The following is a 15,623-nucleotide window of genomic DNA, read 5'->3' as shown; positions in this document are numbered from 1 at the left end:
CGTGAGCAGGTCACCCCCGATTAACCGGGGGGCCGCGTCATCTGGCACAATGCTCAGGTTGCTTCGAGCGCCCCGCGCTCGGGTACCGCCCAATTATCCGGAGCACGAACCGGTCGAGCCCTTATGTGGTTGCCGCCAGGTTCCTCTGTTCTTGCGAACTCCAATAAGGACGGAAATGAACACCCTCGACTTCGTCGACGCATCGTCGCTGCGCAGCGACGTCCCGGACTTCCGCCCGGGTGACACGGTCAACGTGCACGTGAAGGTTATCGAAGGTAACAAGGAGCGTGTGCAGGTCTTCAAGGGCGTCGTGATCCGCCGTCAGAACGGTGGCATCCGCGAGACCTTCACCGTGCGCAAGGTGTCCTTCGGTGTCGGCGTGGAGCGCACCTTCCCGGTGCACAGCCCCAACCTCGACAAGATCGAGGTCGTCACCCGTGGTGACGTCCGCCGCGCCAAGCTGTACTACCTGCGCGATCTCCGTGGCAAGGCCGCGAAGATCAAGGAAAAGCGCTGAAGTAGCTTTTCACTTCGAACGCCGAGTAGCCCGGCACCGCATGCATGTTCGCGGTGCCGGGCTACTCTGTTCCGGTGGCAGACGAGAGCGAGTCGACAGCGGTGTCCGGAGCGGACGACGACGGCCGGGCCGAGAAGACGAAGGCGGACAAGCCGAAGAAGAAGCAGCGCCCGTTCTGGCAGGAACTGCCGATCCTGATCGGTATCGCCGCGGTCATCACCGCACTGGTCGTGAACTTCATCGGACGGCCGTACGTGATTCCCTCGCAGTCCATGGAACCCACGCTGCACGGCTGCGCCGGGTGCACGGGTGACCGGATCTACGTGGAGAAGCTGAGCTACTACTTCGGCGATCCGCAGCCGGGGGATGTGGTGGTGTTCGTGGGGCCGACCTCCTCGTGGAACGACACCTACCGGTCGACTCGCTCGACCAATACCGTGGTGCGCGGCATCCAGAACGGTCTCTCGTTCTTCGGGCTCGTGCCGCCGGATGAGAACGACCTCGTGAAGCGGGTCATCGCCATCGGCGGGCAGACCGTGCAGTGCTGTGACGCGGAAGGCCGGGTCATGGTCGACGGCAAACCGCTGGACGAGACGTATATCGAAGCGGGCCGCAATAATCCGTTCAATCCGGCCATGCCGAACATCCCGTTCAATCAGGGCGGGCGCGCGTTCGGTCCGGTGAAGGTGCCCGAGGGCAACCTCTGGGTGATGGGCGACAACCGCCGCGAATCGCGCGACTCGCGCTACCACCAGGAAGACGAGTTCGACGGCACCGTGCCGGTGTCCGATGTGCGAGGTAAGGCGGTGTTCAAGATCTGGCCGCCGAGCCGGATCGGACCCATTCGCTCCCAAGACCCGCAGACGAACTGAGCGCTGCGGGATAATCGACCGGTGGGGAAGACAGCGAACGGCGCGTCCCGGGATCTGCGCGCCACGAGTCGGGAGCCGCGGGGCGGCAAGAAGATTCAGCCGCGCGGCGGCAAGCGGGTCGAACAGCCCGTCGACCGGGTGGACTGGCCGCCGCGGGTGGTCATGCGCCGCTCGGGCGGGCTGCGCACCCTCGAATCGGCATTGATCCGCTCCGGGCTGGGTCCGGTGGCCGGGGTGGACGAGGCCGGGCGCGGGCCGTCGGCCGGGCCGCTGGTGGTCGCTGCGTGTGTGCTGCCGCCCAAACCGCTCCCCGCGCTGGCCGCGCTCGACGACTCCAAGAAGCTCACCGAGGCGGTGCGCGAGGAGCTGTTCCCGGTGATCCAGCGGCTCGCGCTCGCGTACCAGGTGGTCGTGATCCCGGCCTGGGAGATCGACTCCATCGGCATCCACGTCGCCAATATCGAGGGCATGCGCCGGGCCGTGGCGGGGCTGGATCCGGTGCCCGGCTACGTGCTCACCGACGGTTTCCGGGTGCCCGGCATTCCGGTGCCGTCACTGCCCGTGATCGGCGGCGATGCGTCCTCGGCCGGTATCGCGGCGGCCAGTGTGCTGGCCAAGGTGACCCGGGATCGCATGATGGTCGAGCTGGACGAGCAATTCCCGGGCTATGGTTTCGCGGCCCACAAGGGGTACAACACACCCGAACACAACGAGGCGCTGCAGCGACTGGGCGTCACCACCGAACACCGGCGGTCCTGGCGAAACGTCCGTGAGACCGGCCGAGTGGCTACCGACACCGCGTATGCGGGATGATGTCTCTACACCCAGTGTGGCGATAAGGAGGACGTTCCACCCGATGAGCGCCGAGGACCTCGAGAAGTACGAAACCGAGATGGAACTATCCCTGTACCGCGAGTACAAGGACATCGTCGGTCAATTCTCGTACGTGGTGGAGACCGAACGTCGCTTCTACCTCGCCAATTCCGTCGAACTGCGGCCGCAGAACGCCGATGGCGAAGTGTATTTCGAGGTGCGGATGTCCGATGCATGGGTATGGGACATGTACCGGCCCGCCCGCTTCGTGAAGCACGTTCGAGTCATCACCTTCAAGGATGTGAACATCGAGGAGCTGGAGAAGCCCGACCTGCGGCTTCCGGAGTAGTCCACAGCTTTTCGTCATCCACAGGCCGACCTGTTTCCCCAGGTCGGCATGGCCGGTCCCCGCTCGGGTCCGGCCATTCTGGTGTGCATGGCACACAATCTCGCGCTCGGAGCGCACGGGGAGGAGCTGGCGGCGCGATTCCTGCGCGACGCCGGCCTGGAGATAGTCGCCAGAAACTGGCGCTGCCGCTACGGCGAACTCGACCTCATCGCCCACGACGGTGACATCACCGCCTTCGTCGAGGTCAAAACCCGCACCGCCCGCACCTTCGGCCCACCCGCCGAGGCCGTCACCTTCCTCAAACAGCAGCGCATCCGCCGCCTGGCCCTGCTCTGGCTGCACGAACAGAACGGCCCCTGGCAGCACGTCCGTTTCGACGTCGTCGCCATCCTCCTGCGCCCGCACACCGACCCGGTCATCGAGCATCTGAAGGCGGTGTTCTGATATGCCGCTGGGTCGAGCGTTCTCGGTGGCCGTCGCGGGGGTGGACGGCCAGCTCGTCGAAATAGAAGCCGATATCGGCCAGGGTCTGCCCTCGGTCCACCTGGTCGGCCGCCCCGACGCGGTACTGCAGGAATCACGGGACAGAGTGCGGGCCGCGGTCACCAATTCGGGCGAGAAGTGGCCCGACGGTCGCGTCATCCTCGCGCTGTCCCCGGCCACCCTGCCCAAGGTCGGCAGCGTCTACGACCTGGCCCTGGCCGCCGCCGTCATGGATGCTTCCGGAGCGGTTCCCGCCCAGCGTCTCGTGGGCACGGTACTGCTCGGCGAGCTGGCCCTCGACGGCCGCCTGCGCCGCGTGCGCGGCGTCCTGCCCGCCGTGGTGGCGGCACGCAATGCCGGACGCGCGACGGTGGTGGTGCCCGAGGCCGCGCTCGCCGAGGCGGGGCTCGTGAAAGGCATCCGCATCTTCGGTGCCGCCACCCTCGTCGACGTGCTCGACTGGTTGCGCGGCGGCGCGGATCTCATCACCCCGGAACCGGTACCGCCCCCGCCGCCGCCCGCGGTGGGCGACCTCAATGAGGTTGTGGGGCAACATGAAGCGCGCTGGGCGCTCGAGGTCGCGGCGGCGGGCGGGCACCACCTGTTGCTCACCGGGCCACCAGGAATCGGTAAAACGATGCTGGCGCAGCGTCTTCCGAGCCTGCTGCCACCGCTGACCGAACGAGAATCACTCGAGGTGACGGCGATTCATTCGGTGGCGGGCATTCTGTCCGACGACTATCCGCTGATCACCGTGCCCCCGTTCGTAGCGCCACATCATTCGACCTCGGTCAGTGCCATGGTCGGCGGCGGCTCGGGATCAGCGCGGCCCGGCGCGGTGAGCCGGGCACATCGCGGCGTGCTCCTGCTCGACGAATGCGCCGAGATCTCGAAGTCCGTGCTGGAGGCGTTGCGAACCCCGTTGGAGGAAGGCGAGGTTCGCATCGCTCGCCGCGACGGCGTCGCCCGCTACCCCGCGCGATTCCAGCTCATTCTGGCGGCCAACCCCTGCCCGTGCGCCCCCGCCCGGGATATCGACTGCATCTGCGCACCCCTGGCTCGTCGACGCTACCTCGGCAAACTCTCCGGCCCCCTGATGGACCGCATCGATCTCGCGGTGCAGATGCACTCCCAGGCCGCCGGGGCGTTCAGCGGGGAGGAAGTCGAAAGCAGCGAGACCGTGCGCAAGCGGGTCGCGGCGGCGCGTGACGCGGCCCGGAAACGCTGGAGCTCGGTGAACCTGACCACGAATGCGGAGGTGCCCGGACATGTACTGCGGCAACGGTTCCGGCTTCCCCGGGAGGCCCTGGCTCCCGTGGAGAACGCACTGAAACACGGCCGCATGTCGGCGCGCGGCGCGGATCGCGCCATCCGCGTCGCCTGGACCATCTGCGATTTGCGTGGTGGCGAGGTGCCCATCGCGCAGGATGTATTGCAGGCGTTGAGCTTCCGGCAGCGGGGTGTGGCATGAGCGGCGCGGCCGAGGAGCGAATGCGGGCATGGGTGTATCTGTCGCGCATGGCCGAGGGGCCGTGTGCGGCGTTGTCGGCGCTCATCGAATCCGTCGGGGTGGAGGAGGCGGCCCGCGCGGTGGAGGGCAGCGCGTTGCCGGCGGCGCTCGACAGGCTGGTCGAGAAGCGGGCAACGGTCTCGAGGAGGAAGTGCGTCGATCAGGATCTGGCGTGGATCGGACGCCTGGGTGGGCGGGTCGTCACCCCGGACGATGCGGAGTGGCCCGCCTGGCGGATGCTCGGCCTGAACCAGCTCGATCCCACCCAGGACGAAGGGGCGGCAGTGCCTTTGGCGCTGTGGGTCCGGGGGCAGCGATCGCTGCTGGAGTGCGCCGAGCGAGCCGTCGCCGTGGTGGGGACGCGCTGCAGCACCGGATACGGCAATCACGCGACCGGTGAGATCGCGGGCGAGCTCGCCGCGCGTGGCTGGACCGTGGTTTCGGGCGCGGCGTTCGGGATCGATGGGATGGCGCATCGCGCGGCCCTCGGAGCCGGCGGGACGACCGTGGCCGTGCTGGCCTGCGGGCCGGATCGGCCGTATCCGGTGCAGCACGATCGATTGCTGGCCGAGATCGTCGAGAACGGGGTCGTGGTCACCGAGTATCCGCCGGGGACGCCGGCGCGGAAGCATCAGTTCCTGGCGCGCAATCGGCTCATCGCGGCGCTGGCGGATGGTGTCGTCGTGGTGGAGGCGGGGCTGCGCAGCGGGGCTCGGAACACGGTGAAGTGGTCGCGGCGGTTGGGGCGGCCCGCCATGGCGGTGCCGGGGCCGGTTACCTCGGCCGTGTCGGTGGGGTGCCATCGGATGATTCGGGAGGGGGAGGCGTACATGGTCACGTGTGCCGATGACGTGCTCGATGAGGCGGGGCCGCTGCGGCTGTCGTTGCCCGGGGTGGTGCCGCCTGATCCGGAGGAGAACCTGGGTGGCGACGAGGCGGCGGTGTACGCGGCGTTGCCGAGTGTGGGGGCGCGGTTGCCGCGGTCGCTGGCGGAGGCGGCGGGGGTGTCGATGGGGTCGGTTCGGGCGGCGCTCAGTGGTTTGGAGATCGCCGGGCTGGTGGTCTGCGATGAGAACGGGTGGTCTCGGAGCGCGGCGGGACGGCGGGGGAGCGGGGTGGTGTGACGGTGTGGTGGCTTGCCTGTACGGGCGGGGCGGGTGAATGTGGAGGGATGCGTGCATTGCCCGAGGATTTGGAAGCCTTGCTGACGGAGTACGGGCGGCATCTGCGGCTGGGGCGGAATCGGTCGGAGCACACGGTGCGGGCCTATGCGGGGGATGCGCGGTCGCTGCTGGAGCATTTGCTCGTCAGGTCGGCGGATTCCGGTGTGGGAGAAGTGGATCTGGCGTTGCTGCGGTCGTGGCTGGCGGAGCAGGCGGCGGGTGGGGCGGCGCGGACCACCATGGCTCGGCGGGCGTCATCGGCTCGGACGTTCACCGCGTGGTTGACGCATACGGGGCGGTTGGCGGTGGATCCGGGGCCTCGGCTGGGGTCGCCGCGGCCGCATCGGGTATTGCCGTCGGTGCTGGGGAAGGAGCAGGCGAAGGCGGCCATGGAGGCGGCGGAATCGGGTGCGGCACAGCATGATCCGATGGCCTTGCGGGATCGGCTGATCGTGGAGATGCTGTATGCCACGGGGATTCGGGTGAGTGAGCTGTGCGGGCTGGATATCGAGGATGTGGATCGGGAGCGGCGGTTGGTGCGGGTCCTCGGCAAGGGGAACAAGGAGCGGGCGGTGCCGTTCGGCGCACCGGCCGATCAGGCGCTGGACAGTTGGCTGCGGCACGGGCGGTCGGCGTTCGCGAACGCCGCGTCGGGACGTGCTCTGCTGCTCGGGCGGCGCGGGCGGCGGGTTGATCCGCGGCAGGTGAGAACTGTTGTGCACGAAGTAGTTTCGGTGATCCCCGGCGCGGCGGATATGGGGCCGCACGGGCTGCGGCATTCGGCGGCCACCCATCTGCTGGAAGGCGGTGCCGATCTGCGGGTGGTGCAGGAGATTCTCGGTCACGCCAGCATGGCCACCACGCAGCTGTACACGCACGTTTCCATCGAGCGGCTCAAGAAGGTCCACGACCAGGCCCACCCGCGCGCGTGAACTTCCAGCTGATCGAGGGCGCGGCGGATTCGCCTGTGATACTTCATGTTCCGCATTCCTCGCGCCGTATTCCCGCTGCGGTGCGCGGCGGCATCCTGCTCTCCGACGCCGCGCTGGAGCGGGAACTCGACCACCTCACCGACGCTCACACCGAACAGCTGGCGGCCGCCGCGGTGGAGCTCGCCGGGACTCCGCCGTGGCGATTCGTGAACCAACTGTCCCGCCTGGTCGTCGACCCCGAGCGATTTCCCGACGAGCGTGAGGAGATGCTCGCGGTCGGGATGGGCGCCGTCTACACGCGGACCACGCATCGAGAAGCCCTGCGCCCCAGCGATTTCGACCCCGCCGAGCTCCTGGACCGCTACTTCCGCCCCTATGCGCGGGCGTTCACCGAGCTGGTGCGGGACCGCCTGGCCGTCACCGGCCGTGCGGTGATCCTCGACGTGCACTCGTACCCGACGACGGCCCTGCCCTACGAACTCCACGGCGACGGCCCTCGCCCCCCGATCTGTTTGGGCGCGGACGCCTTCCACACCCCGCCGGAGCTCTTGGATCGAGCCGCCGCCGCCTTCGCGGAGTTCGGCGGGATCGAGGTGAACACCCCGTTCGCCGGAACCTATGTGCCGCTGGCGCACTACGGCGTGGACTCGCGCGTCACCGCGCTCATGGTGGAGATCCGTCGCGATACCTACATGCTCGAACCCGGCGGCCCGCCCGGCTCCGGCCTGCCCCGTCTGGCCGCCGCCCTATCCACTCTCATCGACGCGCCAACGTGATTTCCGCCATATTGGAATGTATCGACGAGCTATCGGAGTTGGATCTACTCTGACTTAGGTAATCCTAATATGGAGGTGATTCCTTTGGCTCGACCCCGCACGACTTTCACAGTTCAGAGCACCATCCGGCTCAGCGACCACATGGTCCGTGTCCGCCTCGGCGGTGACGGGTTCACCGCGTTCCAGCCCAACGCGTTCACCGACGCCTACGTGAAGCTCGTCTTCCCGAGCGCCGACGGCGATGTCATGCGCACCTACACCGTCCGCGAGGTGGACCCGGCCGCGCAGGAGATCGCGATCGACTTCGTCTACCACGGTGACGAAGGCATCGCGGGCCCGTGGGCCGCCGCCGCCCAGCCCGGCGACACCATCGATCTGATGGGCCCCGGCGGCGCGTACGCCCCCCGCCCGGACGCCGACTGGCACCTGCTCGCCGGCGACGAATCCGCGCTCCCCGCCATCGCCGCGGCCTGCGCGGCCCTGCCCTCCGACGCCACCGGCCGAGTCTTCCTCGAGGTCGCCGGCCCCGCCGACGAACTCGCCCTGGTGCACCCGGAATCCGTGCAGCTCACCTGGATTCACCGCGGCGACGCCGCCCCCGGCGAAAAGCTCGCCGCCGCCGTCCGCGCCGAGCCCTGGCTCGACGGCCAGGTCCAGGTCTTCATCCACGGCGAAGCCCAGGCCGTCATGCACGACCTGCGCCCCTACATCCGCAAGGAGCGCGGCGTCCCCGCCGAATGGGCCTCCTCCATCTCCGGCTACTGGCGTCGAGGCCGCAGCGAGGAAGGCTTCCGCCAGTGGAAGTCCGACCTCGCCGAACGCGAAAAGGCCACGCCCGCAGTCGTCTGACCGCCGCCCCCCGCCGGCTTCCGTCGGCAGCCACGCCGACACCGGGGCAACGATTGCCCGCCCCGCCGCACACCGGGGCATCGGTTGCCCGTCACGACCGTGACACGGCCGCCCGTCACCGCCTCAGGCGGTGACGCGGTCGCCGGTTGCACGAAATGTGCTCGACGCCCGCGAAATCGGGCCGTAGCGTCGACCACCATGACGATCGAGCCGATCGCGGAGAGCTACCGCACAAGACTGCGCGCAGACCTGAAACAGGCGATGAAGGACAAGAACCGTCCGGCAATCGCAGCCCTGCGTTCCCTGCTGGCCGCCATCGACAACCACGAGGCAGTAGACGCCTCCCACGTCCAGGCCGGCGCCATCGAGACCAGCCCCCTCGGCCTGGGCGCCGCCGAACTCCCGCGCCGCGAACTGACCGCCGCCGAGATCGACGCCATCATCAAGTCCGAATACCACGAGCGCATCACGGCGGCCGCCGAGTACGACACCCTGACCGGCGGCGCAGACCGCGCAGCCACCCTGCGCGCCGAAGCCGCCGCCCTGGCCAAGTACGCCGACGCCGAATAGCCCGGATACGCCCGGCCTCCGATCACCGCGAGCACTCTCCCCGATGCCGGGCGTACCGGCATGGCTGTTCAGTTCGGCCGAAGTGCGTTGATGTATCGGGCGGAAAAGATGCGCTGGATCTGCCGTACGACCGGACTGCCGAGGCGGGCGTACCAGGGGCCGGGGCGGGAAAAGGCCGCCACGACAACATGTACCGAGTCGTCGGTGGGGTCGTACTCGGCCACGAAGAGTTCCTCGCCGCGCAGGGGATGCCCAGCGAGCGTGCCGTAGGCGAACCCCCGGCGGTCCGGCTCGTCGACCACATAGACGACTCGGGCCGGGGCGGTGATGCCGATTCGGGCGAGGCCGAAGAACATTCGGACTTCCGTGCCCGGTTCGGCGGTGGGGGTGGTTGCCTGCGCGAAGATGCCGGTGGCCTTCTGCATGCGGTAGGCGAGGATGTCGGCTGCCGCCTGCTCGAAAACCGCGCGGCCCGAACCGATCCGGCGGCGGCGGCGGAAATGGCGGTAGCCGGGTGGGAATTCGCCCCTGGTTGCGCCGACGTCGGGGTAGGTGAACGGGGTTTCGGTGGACTGGTGCGGCATGTCTTCATCCTGGTCTTGTCGGCGCGGTGTGGACAGGGGGATGGTTGTGCTGGGTGTCTCGGATCGTCATTGGCGGGTTATGGGTTTCAGGCGGAGGGGGGCGCGCTGGATCAGGGCGAGGGGGTTCAGGTAGTCGTGGCCGCGGCGTACGCCCCAGTGCAGGCAGGCGGAGGTGGGGCAGCCTTCGTGACCGGCGCTCAGGGTGCCGAGTGGTGCTCCGCGAGTTACCTTGCGCCCCACGGGGATCGAGGCTGTCACGGGTTCGTAGGTGGTGCGCAGCCCGCCGGCGTGGTCGATCGATATCACCGGCTTGCCCGCCACCACCCCGGCGAACACCACGACTCCCGACCCGGCCGCCAGGACCGGCCGCCCGGTACCGGCGGCTAGATCCACGCCGCGATGGCCCGGCAGCCAGTCGTGCTCCGGTTTGTCGAACGCGCGCACGACCGCCGGTCGCGGCCGCAGCGGCCAATCGAACTCGCCGCGCGGCGCGGCGGCCGCGCCGGGTGCGACCGAGACCAGCAGTGCGAGGACAACCGGTGAGATCCCGCCGAGGACCAGCGACATGATCGGGCGCATGAGACCACTGTCGCGGAAACGATCGCGTGCCGGGATACCGTGTTCGGCGAGTGTGGACAACTCGAGCGTATGTGGACACCGCCTGCCTCGAACCTGAATCAGCCCTGATCCCGGCCTACAGGAGGACATCGTTCATGGGCTCTGCCGAGCCGACCGCCGGCGCCGGGAACGAGAAACTCGATGACATCGCCGAGGCCGAAGAGCGCGATATCGACTACCGCTTCACCCTCGCCAACGAGCGCACCTTCCTGGCCTGGATCCGCACCGCCCTGGGCCTGCTCGCGGGCGGCGTCGCCGTGCACGAGTTGGTCCGCCCGTTCCGCCACCACGGTCTGCGCAGTGCCGTCGCCATGAGCTGCATCGTGCTGGCGGCCGTCATCGCCCTGGGCGCGTACGGCCGCTGGCGGCATGTGCAGGCGGCCATGGAACGCGGGGAACGCATGCCGCGCGCCCTCATGGTTCCCGTCCTGTCGGTCGGCATCGCGGTGATCGCGGTGCTGGCCAGCGTCGGTCTGTTGCTGTCGTGACCAGCCCCGAGGCCGGTCTCGCCGCCGAGCGCACCGCGCTGTCGTGGCGGCGGACCTGCGTCGCGGCCATGGCCAACGCGGTGCTGCTGGTGCATCTGGCCTATACGACCGAGTGGCTGCCGGTGGCTGTGCTCGCGCTCACAGCCGTTGTGTCCCTGGGCGTTCTGACGCTGGTCGGGGTGCGTCGCAGTCATGTGCTGCATTCGCACAGGCGGGGTGACTGGGCCGATGGTCACCGTGCTGTCACCACCGTCGCCGTGGCGTCCTCCGCGGTGGTGACCTTCGCGCTCGGCCTGGCCCTCTACTACGCGTTGACGCAGGCGTAATCGCAGGTCCCGCCGCTGCGCCCGGACCCGATTTCAGTCTCCGTGCCCAGGCCCGTAGACTGGCCAAGCGGTTTGCTCGAACGCGAACCGACTTCGCGCGCCCGCATCGAGGGTCGCCGGCTGGTCCCAGAGCTGAGCTTTCACAGCAGAGTTGTGGGTGTCGGTGGCCGTGGGCGCCAGGGCAGAGATCGCCGATCTCTGTGTCAACCAGCAACAAGAGGAGATACGGGAGCCATGGCTGTCGTAACTATGAAGCAGCTGCTCGACAGCGGCGCGCACTTCGGTCATCAGACCCGCCGGTGGAACCCGAAGATGAAGCGTTTCATCTTCACCGACCGCAACGGCATCTACATCATCGATCTGCAGCAGACGCTGACCTACATCGACAAGGCCTACGAGTTCGTCAAGGAGACCGTCGCCCACGGTGGCACCGTTCTCTTCGTCGGCACCAAGAAGCAGGCCCAGGAGTCGATCGCTTCCGAGGCGACCCGCGTCGGCATGCCCTACGTGAACCAGCGCTGGCTGGGCGGCATGCTCACCAACTTCCAGACCGTGCACAAGCGCCTGCAGCGCCTCAAGGAGCTCGAGGCGATGGAGCAGACCGGCGGTTTCGAAGGTCGCACCAAGAAGGAAATCCTCATGCTGACGCGTGAGAAGAACAAGCTGGAGCGCACCCTCGGCGGCATCCGGGACATGGCCAAGGTGCCCTCGGCCATCTGGGTCGTCGACACCAACAAGGAGCACATCGCCGTCGGCGAGGCTCGCAAGCTGAACATCCCGGTCATCGCGATCCTGGACACCAACTGCGATCCCGACCTGGTCGACTACCCGATCCCGGGTAACGACGACGCGATCCGTTCCGCCGCGCTGCTGACCAAGGTCGTCGCCTCCGCGGTCGCCGAGGGCGTGCAGGCTCGTGCCGCGCGTGCCACCGGCGATGCCAAGCCGGAGATCGGCGCCGGCGAGCCCCTCGCCGAGTGGGAGCTCGAGCAGCTGGCCCAGGCCGCCCCGGCCGCCGAGGCCCCGGCTGTCGAGACCGCCGCCGAAGCCGCGCTGACCGAAGACCCGGCCACCAAGACCCCGGCCGACTTCTGATCCAGCCGCGAGGCATCTGTTCACCTTGCCGACCGACTCCGTTGGGACGCGGTCGGCAAGGTGTGACCCCCACAGACTTTCACTCACAAAGGGAGGCTCGCCCCAGATGGCGAACTACACCGCCGCCGATGTGAAGCGGCTCCGCGAGCTCACCGGCTCCGGCATGATGGACTGCAAGAAGGCCCTCGAGGAGAACGCGGGCGACTTCGACAAGGCCGTCGAGTTCCTGCGCATCAAGGGCGCCAAGGATGTCGGCAAGCGCGCCGAGCGCGCCACCGCCGAGGGCCTGGTCGTCGCGCAGGACGGCGTCCTGATCGAGATCAACTCCGAGACCGACTTCGTGGCCAAGAACCAGGAGTTCCAGGACGTCGCGAACGCGATCGTCGCGGCGGCCGCCAAGGCCCGCCCGGCCGACCTGGACGCCCTGAAGGCCGTTGAGGTCGACGGCAAGACCGCCGACCAGGTGCTGCAGGAGCTGGCCGCCAAGATCGGCGAGAAGCTCGAGCTGCGCCGCGTGGCGACCTTCGACGGCACCACCACCGTCTACCTGCACAAGCGTGCCACCGACCTGCCGCCCGCCGTGGGCGTGCTGGTCGAGTACACCGGCTCCGATGCCGACGCCGCCCGCGCCGCCGGCATGCAGGTCGCCGCCCTCAAGGCCAAGTACCTCACCCGCGAGGACGTCCCGGCCGAGCTCGTCGCCAAGGAGCGCGAGATCGCCGAGGCCACCGCCAAGGAAGAGGGCAAGCCCGAGGCCGCGCTGCCGAAGATCGTCGAAGGCCGCGTCAACGGCTTCTACAAGGACGTCGTGCTCCTGGAGCAGGCTTCGGTCACCGACTCCAAGAAGACCGTCAAGGCGCAGCTGGACGAGGCCGGTGTCACCATCACCCGCTTCGCCCGCTTCGAGGTCGGCCAGGCGTAATCGCCTGACACACTCGAAAAGCCCCTCGCCCATCCGGATTGGATGAGCGAGGGGCTTTCTCGTTGTCGGGACGCGTTATGCGGGGGTGCTCAGACAGGTGGTGCCGCCGCTGACGGAATCCAGGCCGCAGAAGATTGTGAGAAAGGGAAGCAGGAAGGTCCAGGTCACCTCGCTGGAGCCGGAAATGGCTGCTGCGGGGGTGTGGGGGAGGTCGGCGGTGGCCGGGGCGGCGGTCAGGAGAATCGTTGCGGCGCAGGCCAAGCTGGTGAGTCCGGCTATGGCGCTGCGACGGCGCGAGGTGGTGCTCATGACCAGCGATAATATTTGAAACTATTGCATTTCAACCATGGTTCAGTGCCCATGGTTATGGGGGCCGGCCGGGCGGTTCCGCAGCGGCGTGAGCTGGTGGATGTCGTGTTTGATGCGGAGTTCGGCGACATTGTCGGGGGTACCTTCGCCGGAGGTGAGCAGCTCGGTGAGTTCGGCGAGATAGCGTTCGTGGCCGGCGGGGGTGACCATGAAAAGCATTTTGGCGGTGGAGTTTCCGGGGTTGTAGAAGGCATGCGGGCAGCCCGCCGGGACGTGCATGAAGCTGCCGGGCCGCCGCGGAAGACCTTGGTGCCGTCCTGTGCCTCCCAGGTGCGCCAGTCGCCGAGGGCGGTGGTGGCCGGGTGGAAGGCGAGCAGGTCGAGTTCGCCATCCACGATGTAGAAGATCTCCTCGGCGTGGCCATGCCAGTGGGCGCCCACGTCGAATCCGGGTGGGACCAGCAGGCCGTCGGTCATGGTGATCGCCTCACAGTTTCCAGTCGGTGGCGCGCAGCCAGCTCCGCAGGTCGTGCAGCTCCGGATGCGCCGCGCGCAGTGCGGCGAGGTCGATCGGCGCGTGCGGGTGGGTGTTGAAGTGCGCGAACATCTTGGCGACCTGCTCGTCGAAGGCGCGCAGCTGCTCGAGCGGGATCTGTACGGTGCGCGGGGTCAATCCGGCTGCCGCGCCGAGGATTTCGGCGATCTGCGGCGGCGTCAGGATATCGCCGGCGATGGTCAGGGTGCGGCCCAGGAACTCATCCGGCCGGTCGAAGGCCAGCGCGGCGAACCTACCGATGTCCTCGATGGCGATGACCGGCATGGGCACCTCGGGGGCGACCGCCAGCGCCAGCACCAGGCTGTCGCCATCGCGGGACGGCTTGTTGTAGGTGGCGAAATTGTCCATGAACAGCACCGGCCGCAGGATCGTGGCGGGCAGCCCGAGTTCGCGGATGCCGTCCTCGATATGTTCCTTGGAGTCGTAGTATTCGATCCCCGAGTCCTCGCCCACTCCGCTGAGCGAGCTGTAGACCAGGTGCGAGATTCCGAGCTCGCCGACGATCTCGGCGACGCGGCGTCCGCGCTTCTCCTCGGCGGCCACGGCGGCCAGGCTGATGTTGACGCCCTCCATCATGGTCATCATGAGGAAGACGCCGTGCACGCCGTCCATGGCCTTGCGTAGTGAGTCCTCGTCGTCGAGATCCCCGACGGCCAGTTCCGCGCCGGCCTCGTGCAGCGCGACGGCTTTGGCGGCCTGCGGATCGCGGACGAAAGCCCGTACCGGCCAACCGCGTTCGAGCAGTGCGGTGGCGGTGGCGGTGCCCTGGCGGCCGGTGGCTCCGATGACCAGAATCGGTGCGGTGTGGGTGGTCATTTCGTACTCCCTTGATTCCCTGGGTATTTCGTTTATCTGATGAGAATCACGCTATGAAGCCGGGCGTATCGCTGTCCTGGTAGCGATACTGCTACCCAGGCTCTGGTGCCGGGAGGGCGGCACGGGCGGTGGAGGAACGAAATGGTAAGCGGCAAAGGCAATCACGGCGCGGGCGGTAGTCGGCAGCAACAGCTGGGTGAATTTCTGCGGGCGCAGCGCGGCAAACTCCAGCCCGGCGATGTGGGACTGCTGCCCTACGGTGAGGCGTCGCGCCGGCGTACGCCGGGACTGCGTCGCGAGGAGGTTGCCGAGCTGTCGGGCGTGGGGCTCACCTGGTACACCTGGCTCGAGCAGGGCCGCGACGTCACCGCCAGCCGCCAGGTGATCGACGCCCTGGCCCGCACCCTGCGACTGGATGCCGATCAACACCGTCACCTGCGGTTTCTGGCAGGCTTCACCGAACCCGAGGAGCAGCGCCGCGACGGCGACCACGCCCGTATGCAGCGCCTCGTCGACGCCATGCTGCCCAATGCCGCCACCGTCTACGACGCCGCTTTCGACTACCTGGCCTGGAACAGCGCCTATGTGCGGCTGCGTCACGATCCGCTGGAGATGCCGGCCGCCCGGCGCAATCTGCTGTGGATGATGTTCACCGACAACGACAATCGGCTGCGCATGCCGCGCTGGGAGTTGGCCGCGCGGGCCGTGCTGAGCCAGTTGCGCGATGCCATGGGCCGCCGCCCCGACGATCCGCGGCTCACCGCGCTGGTGGCCGGTCTGCGGGCGGAGAGCCTCGAATTCAAGCAGTGGTGGTCGGAGTATCCGGTGCACCGCTTCCGGCCCGCAACCATCCTGGTGAATCATCCGGAGGTCGGTCAGGTGGAGCTGGAACTGTTCCAATCGCGTCCGGTGGATGATCCCGGATTGCTGCTGGTCGTGCAGATTCCGGCCACCGAGCTTGCCGCCACACGGCTTTCGGCGCTGCTGCGCACGGCCGAAACCGGATAGAACACGCCAAATTTCTCACCGTCTGCGAGGGTCGGCTCACCTCCGTGACGGCGCGTGAGGCAGGATAG

Annotated in this window: 21 protein-coding genes; 16 read left to right on the top strand and 5 right to left on the bottom strand. The window is 68.2% G+C overall.

The window, feature by feature from the left end; all coding sequences use genetic code 11:
• Positions 1–175: 175 nt before the first annotated feature.
• The 11 genes from rplS (at position 176) to JK358_RS32205 (ending at position 8,834) form a co-directional block, all read left to right on the top strand.
• Positions 176–517, top strand: coding sequence for a 50S ribosomal protein L19 (gene rplS / locus JK358_RS32255; RefSeq protein WP_181581058.1), 342 nt, complete (start codon positions 176–178; stop codon positions 515–517).
• Positions 518–591: 74 nt separating this feature from the next.
• Positions 592–1,389 (top strand): signal peptidase I, encoded by a 798-nt coding sequence (gene lepB, locus JK358_RS32250; RefSeq protein ID WP_372440768.1) that lies wholly within the window; start codon positions 592–594, stop codon positions 1,387–1,389.
• Positions 1,390–1,527: 138 nt separating this feature from the next.
• Positions 1,528–2,202 carry a ribonuclease HII gene (locus JK358_RS32245; protein ID WP_307817847.1) on the top strand — a complete coding sequence of 225 codons (675 nt, stop codon included), beginning with the start codon at positions 1,528–1,530 and terminating at the stop codon, positions 2,200–2,202.
• A gap of 43 nt (positions 2,203–2,245) precedes the next feature.
• Complete coding sequence (locus JK358_RS32240; protein WP_011210678.1) at positions 2,246–2,551, top strand: DUF2469 domain-containing protein; 306 nt, start codon at positions 2,246–2,248, stop codon at positions 2,549–2,551.
• Between the two features lie 87 nt (positions 2,552–2,638).
• On the top strand, positions 2,639–2,995 hold the full coding sequence (locus JK358_RS32235; RefSeq protein ID WP_201954964.1) for a YraN family protein: 357 nt from the start codon (positions 2,639–2,641) through the stop codon (positions 2,993–2,995).
• A 1-nt stretch (position 2,996) separates the two neighbouring features.
• Complete coding sequence (locus JK358_RS32230) at positions 2,997–4,505, top strand: YifB family Mg chelatase-like AAA ATPase (RefSeq protein ID WP_201954963.1); 1,509 nt, start codon at positions 2,997–2,999, stop codon at positions 4,503–4,505.
• On the top strand, positions 4,502–5,668 hold the full coding sequence (gene dprA, locus JK358_RS32225) for a DNA-processing protein DprA (protein WP_201954962.1): 1,167 nt from the start codon (positions 4,502–4,504) through the stop codon (positions 5,666–5,668). The genes JK358_RS32230 and dprA overlap by 4 nt, the downstream gene beginning before the upstream one ends.
• 47 nt (positions 5,669–5,715) lie before the next feature.
• Positions 5,716–6,639, top strand: coding sequence for a tyrosine recombinase XerC (locus tag JK358_RS32220; RefSeq protein ID WP_201954961.1), 924 nt, complete (start codon positions 5,716–5,718; stop codon positions 6,637–6,639).
• A gap of 35 nt (positions 6,640–6,674) precedes the next feature.
• A complete protein-coding gene (locus JK358_RS32215) occupies positions 6,675–7,415 on the top strand; it encodes an N-formylglutamate amidohydrolase (RefSeq protein ID WP_307817839.1) in 741 nt (246 codons plus the stop codon).
• A gap of 69 nt (positions 7,416–7,484) precedes the next feature.
• Positions 7,485–8,264 carry a siderophore-interacting protein gene (locus JK358_RS32210; protein WP_201954959.1) on the top strand — a complete coding sequence of 260 codons (780 nt, stop codon included), beginning with the start codon at positions 7,485–7,487 and terminating at the stop codon, positions 8,262–8,264.
• A gap of 198 nt (positions 8,265–8,462) precedes the next feature.
• Entirely contained in the window at positions 8,463–8,834 is a 372-nt protein-coding gene (locus tag JK358_RS32205) for a GatB/YqeY domain-containing protein (RefSeq protein ID WP_201954958.1), read from the top strand.
• 68 nt (positions 8,835–8,902) lie between these two features.
• On the opposite strand, the gene JK358_RS32200 is transcribed toward JK358_RS32205, so the two are convergent.
• Complete coding sequence (locus JK358_RS32200) at positions 8,903–9,418, bottom strand: DUF1990 domain-containing protein (protein WP_201954957.1); 516 nt, start codon at positions 9,416–9,418, stop codon at positions 8,903–8,905.
• Between the two features lie 66 nt (positions 9,419–9,484).
• On the bottom strand, positions 9,485–9,997 hold the full coding sequence (locus JK358_RS32195; RefSeq protein ID WP_372440767.1) for a M23 family metallopeptidase: 513 nt from the start codon (positions 9,995–9,997) through the stop codon (positions 9,485–9,487).
• Between the two features lie 134 nt (positions 9,998–10,131).
• Between JK358_RS32195 and JK358_RS32190 the strand changes: the two genes are divergently transcribed.
• The 4 genes from JK358_RS32190 (at position 10,132) to tsf (ending at position 12,867) form a co-directional block, all read left to right on the top strand.
• Positions 10,132–10,524 carry a YidH family protein gene (locus tag JK358_RS32190; RefSeq protein WP_201954956.1) on the top strand — a complete coding sequence of 131 codons (393 nt, stop codon included), beginning with the start codon at positions 10,132–10,134 and terminating at the stop codon, positions 10,522–10,524.
• The gene (locus JK358_RS32185) at positions 10,521–10,850 is read left to right on the top strand and encodes a DUF202 domain-containing protein (RefSeq protein WP_201954955.1); all 330 of its coding nucleotides are present in this window, start codon (positions 10,521–10,523) and stop codon (positions 10,848–10,850) included. The genes JK358_RS32190 and JK358_RS32185 overlap by 4 nt, the downstream gene beginning before the upstream one ends.
• Before the next feature lie 234 nt (positions 10,851–11,084).
• Positions 11,085–11,945, top strand: a complete 861-nt coding sequence (rpsB, locus tag JK358_RS32180; RefSeq protein WP_201954954.1) for a 30S ribosomal protein S2 — start codon at positions 11,085–11,087, stop codon at positions 11,943–11,945.
• 106 nt (positions 11,946–12,051) lie between these two features.
• Positions 12,052–12,867, top strand: a complete 816-nt coding sequence (gene tsf / locus JK358_RS32175; RefSeq protein ID WP_201954953.1) for a translation elongation factor Ts — start codon at positions 12,052–12,054, stop codon at positions 12,865–12,867.
• A 75-nt stretch (positions 12,868–12,942) separates the two neighbouring features.
• Here tsf and JK358_RS32170 read toward each other — a convergent pair whose 3' ends face one another.
• The 3 genes from JK358_RS32170 to JK358_RS32160 form a co-directional block, all read right to left on the bottom strand.
• Positions 12,943–13,176 (bottom strand): hypothetical protein, encoded by a 234-nt coding sequence (locus JK358_RS32170; RefSeq protein WP_201954952.1) that lies wholly within the window; start codon positions 13,174–13,176, stop codon positions 12,943–12,945.
• A 42-nt stretch (positions 13,177–13,218) separates the two neighbouring features.
• Complete coding sequence (locus JK358_RS39575) at positions 13,219–13,386, bottom strand: hypothetical protein (RefSeq protein WP_232852260.1); 168 nt, start codon at positions 13,384–13,386, stop codon at positions 13,219–13,221.
• 276 nt (positions 13,387–13,662) lie between these two features.
• The gene (locus JK358_RS32160; RefSeq protein ID WP_201954950.1) at positions 13,663–14,547 is read right to left on the bottom strand and encodes an NmrA/HSCARG family protein; all 885 of its coding nucleotides are present in this window, start codon (positions 14,545–14,547) and stop codon (positions 13,663–13,665) included.
• A 141-nt stretch (positions 14,548–14,688) separates the two neighbouring features.
• Between JK358_RS32160 and JK358_RS32155 the strand changes: the two genes are divergently transcribed.
• On the top strand, positions 14,689–15,555 hold the full coding sequence (locus JK358_RS32155) for a helix-turn-helix transcriptional regulator (RefSeq protein ID WP_201954949.1): 867 nt from the start codon (positions 14,689–14,691) through the stop codon (positions 15,553–15,555).
• The last annotated feature ends 68 nt before the right edge of the window (positions 15,556–15,623 follow it).

Origin of the sequence: Nocardia acididurans, from assembly GCF_016741815.1 — a bacterium.
GTDB lineage: Bacteria > Actinomycetota > Actinomycetes > Mycobacteriales > Mycobacteriaceae > Nocardia > Nocardia acididurans.
Note: the sequence above shows the minus strand (reverse complement) of the source record. Positions and strands in the feature narration are given on the sequence as shown.

What these genes read in the sequence shown, in the direction of transcription:
- rplS (WP_181581058.1), top strand. Translation starts at nt 176, where the DNA reads ATGAACACCCTCGACTTCGTCGACGCATCGTCGCTGCGCAGCGACGTC.
- JK358_RS32240 (WP_011210678.1), top strand. Translation starts at nt 2,246, where the DNA reads ATGAGCGCCGAGGACCTCGAGAAGTACGAAACCGAGATGGAACTATCC.
- JK358_RS32230 (WP_201954963.1), top strand. Translation starts at nt 2,997, where the DNA reads ATGCCGCTGGGTCGAGCGTTCTCGGTGGCCGTCGCGGGGGTGGACGGC.
- dprA (WP_201954962.1), top strand. Translation starts at nt 4,502, where the DNA reads ATGAGCGGCGCGGCCGAGGAGCGAATGCGGGCATGGGTGTATCTGTCG.
- JK358_RS32170 (WP_201954952.1), bottom strand. Translation starts at nt 13,176, where the DNA reads ATGAGCACCACCTCGCGCCGTCGCAGCGCCATAGCCGGACTCACCAGC.
- JK358_RS32155 (WP_201954949.1), top strand. Translation starts at nt 14,689, where the DNA reads ATGGTAAGCGGCAAAGGCAATCACGGCGCGGGCGGTAGTCGGCAGCAA.
- JK358_RS32190 (WP_201954956.1), top strand. Translation starts at nt 10,132, where the DNA reads ATGGGCTCTGCCGAGCCGACCGCCGGCGCCGGGAACGAGAAACTCGAT.
- JK358_RS32220 (WP_201954961.1), top strand. Translation starts at nt 5,716, where the DNA reads ATGCGTGCATTGCCCGAGGATTTGGAAGCCTTGCTGACGGAGTACGGG.
- JK358_RS32205 (WP_201954958.1), top strand. Translation starts at nt 8,463, where the DNA reads ATGACGATCGAGCCGATCGCGGAGAGCTACCGCACAAGACTGCGCGCA.
- JK358_RS39575 (WP_232852260.1), bottom strand. Translation starts at nt 13,386, where the DNA reads ATGGTCACCCCCGCCGGCCACGAACGCTATCTCGCCGAACTCACCGAG.
- JK358_RS32210 (WP_201954959.1), top strand. Translation starts at nt 7,485, where the DNA reads ATGGAGGTGATTCCTTTGGCTCGACCCCGCACGACTTTCACAGTTCAG.
- tsf (WP_201954953.1), top strand. Translation starts at nt 12,052, where the DNA reads ATGGCGAACTACACCGCCGCCGATGTGAAGCGGCTCCGCGAGCTCACC.
- JK358_RS32195 (WP_372440767.1), bottom strand. Translation starts at nt 9,997, where the DNA reads ATGCGCCCGATCATGTCGCTGGTCCTCGGCGGGATCTCACCGGTTGTC.
- JK358_RS32160 (WP_201954950.1), bottom strand. Translation starts at nt 14,547, where the DNA reads ATGACCACCCACACCGCACCGATTCTGGTCATCGGAGCCACCGGCCGC.
- rpsB (WP_201954954.1), top strand. Translation starts at nt 11,085, where the DNA reads ATGGCTGTCGTAACTATGAAGCAGCTGCTCGACAGCGGCGCGCACTTC.
- JK358_RS32200 (WP_201954957.1), bottom strand. Translation starts at nt 9,418, where the DNA reads ATGCCGCACCAGTCCACCGAAACCCCGTTCACCTACCCCGACGTCGGC.
- JK358_RS32235 (WP_201954964.1), top strand. Translation starts at nt 2,639, where the DNA reads ATGGCACACAATCTCGCGCTCGGAGCGCACGGGGAGGAGCTGGCGGCG.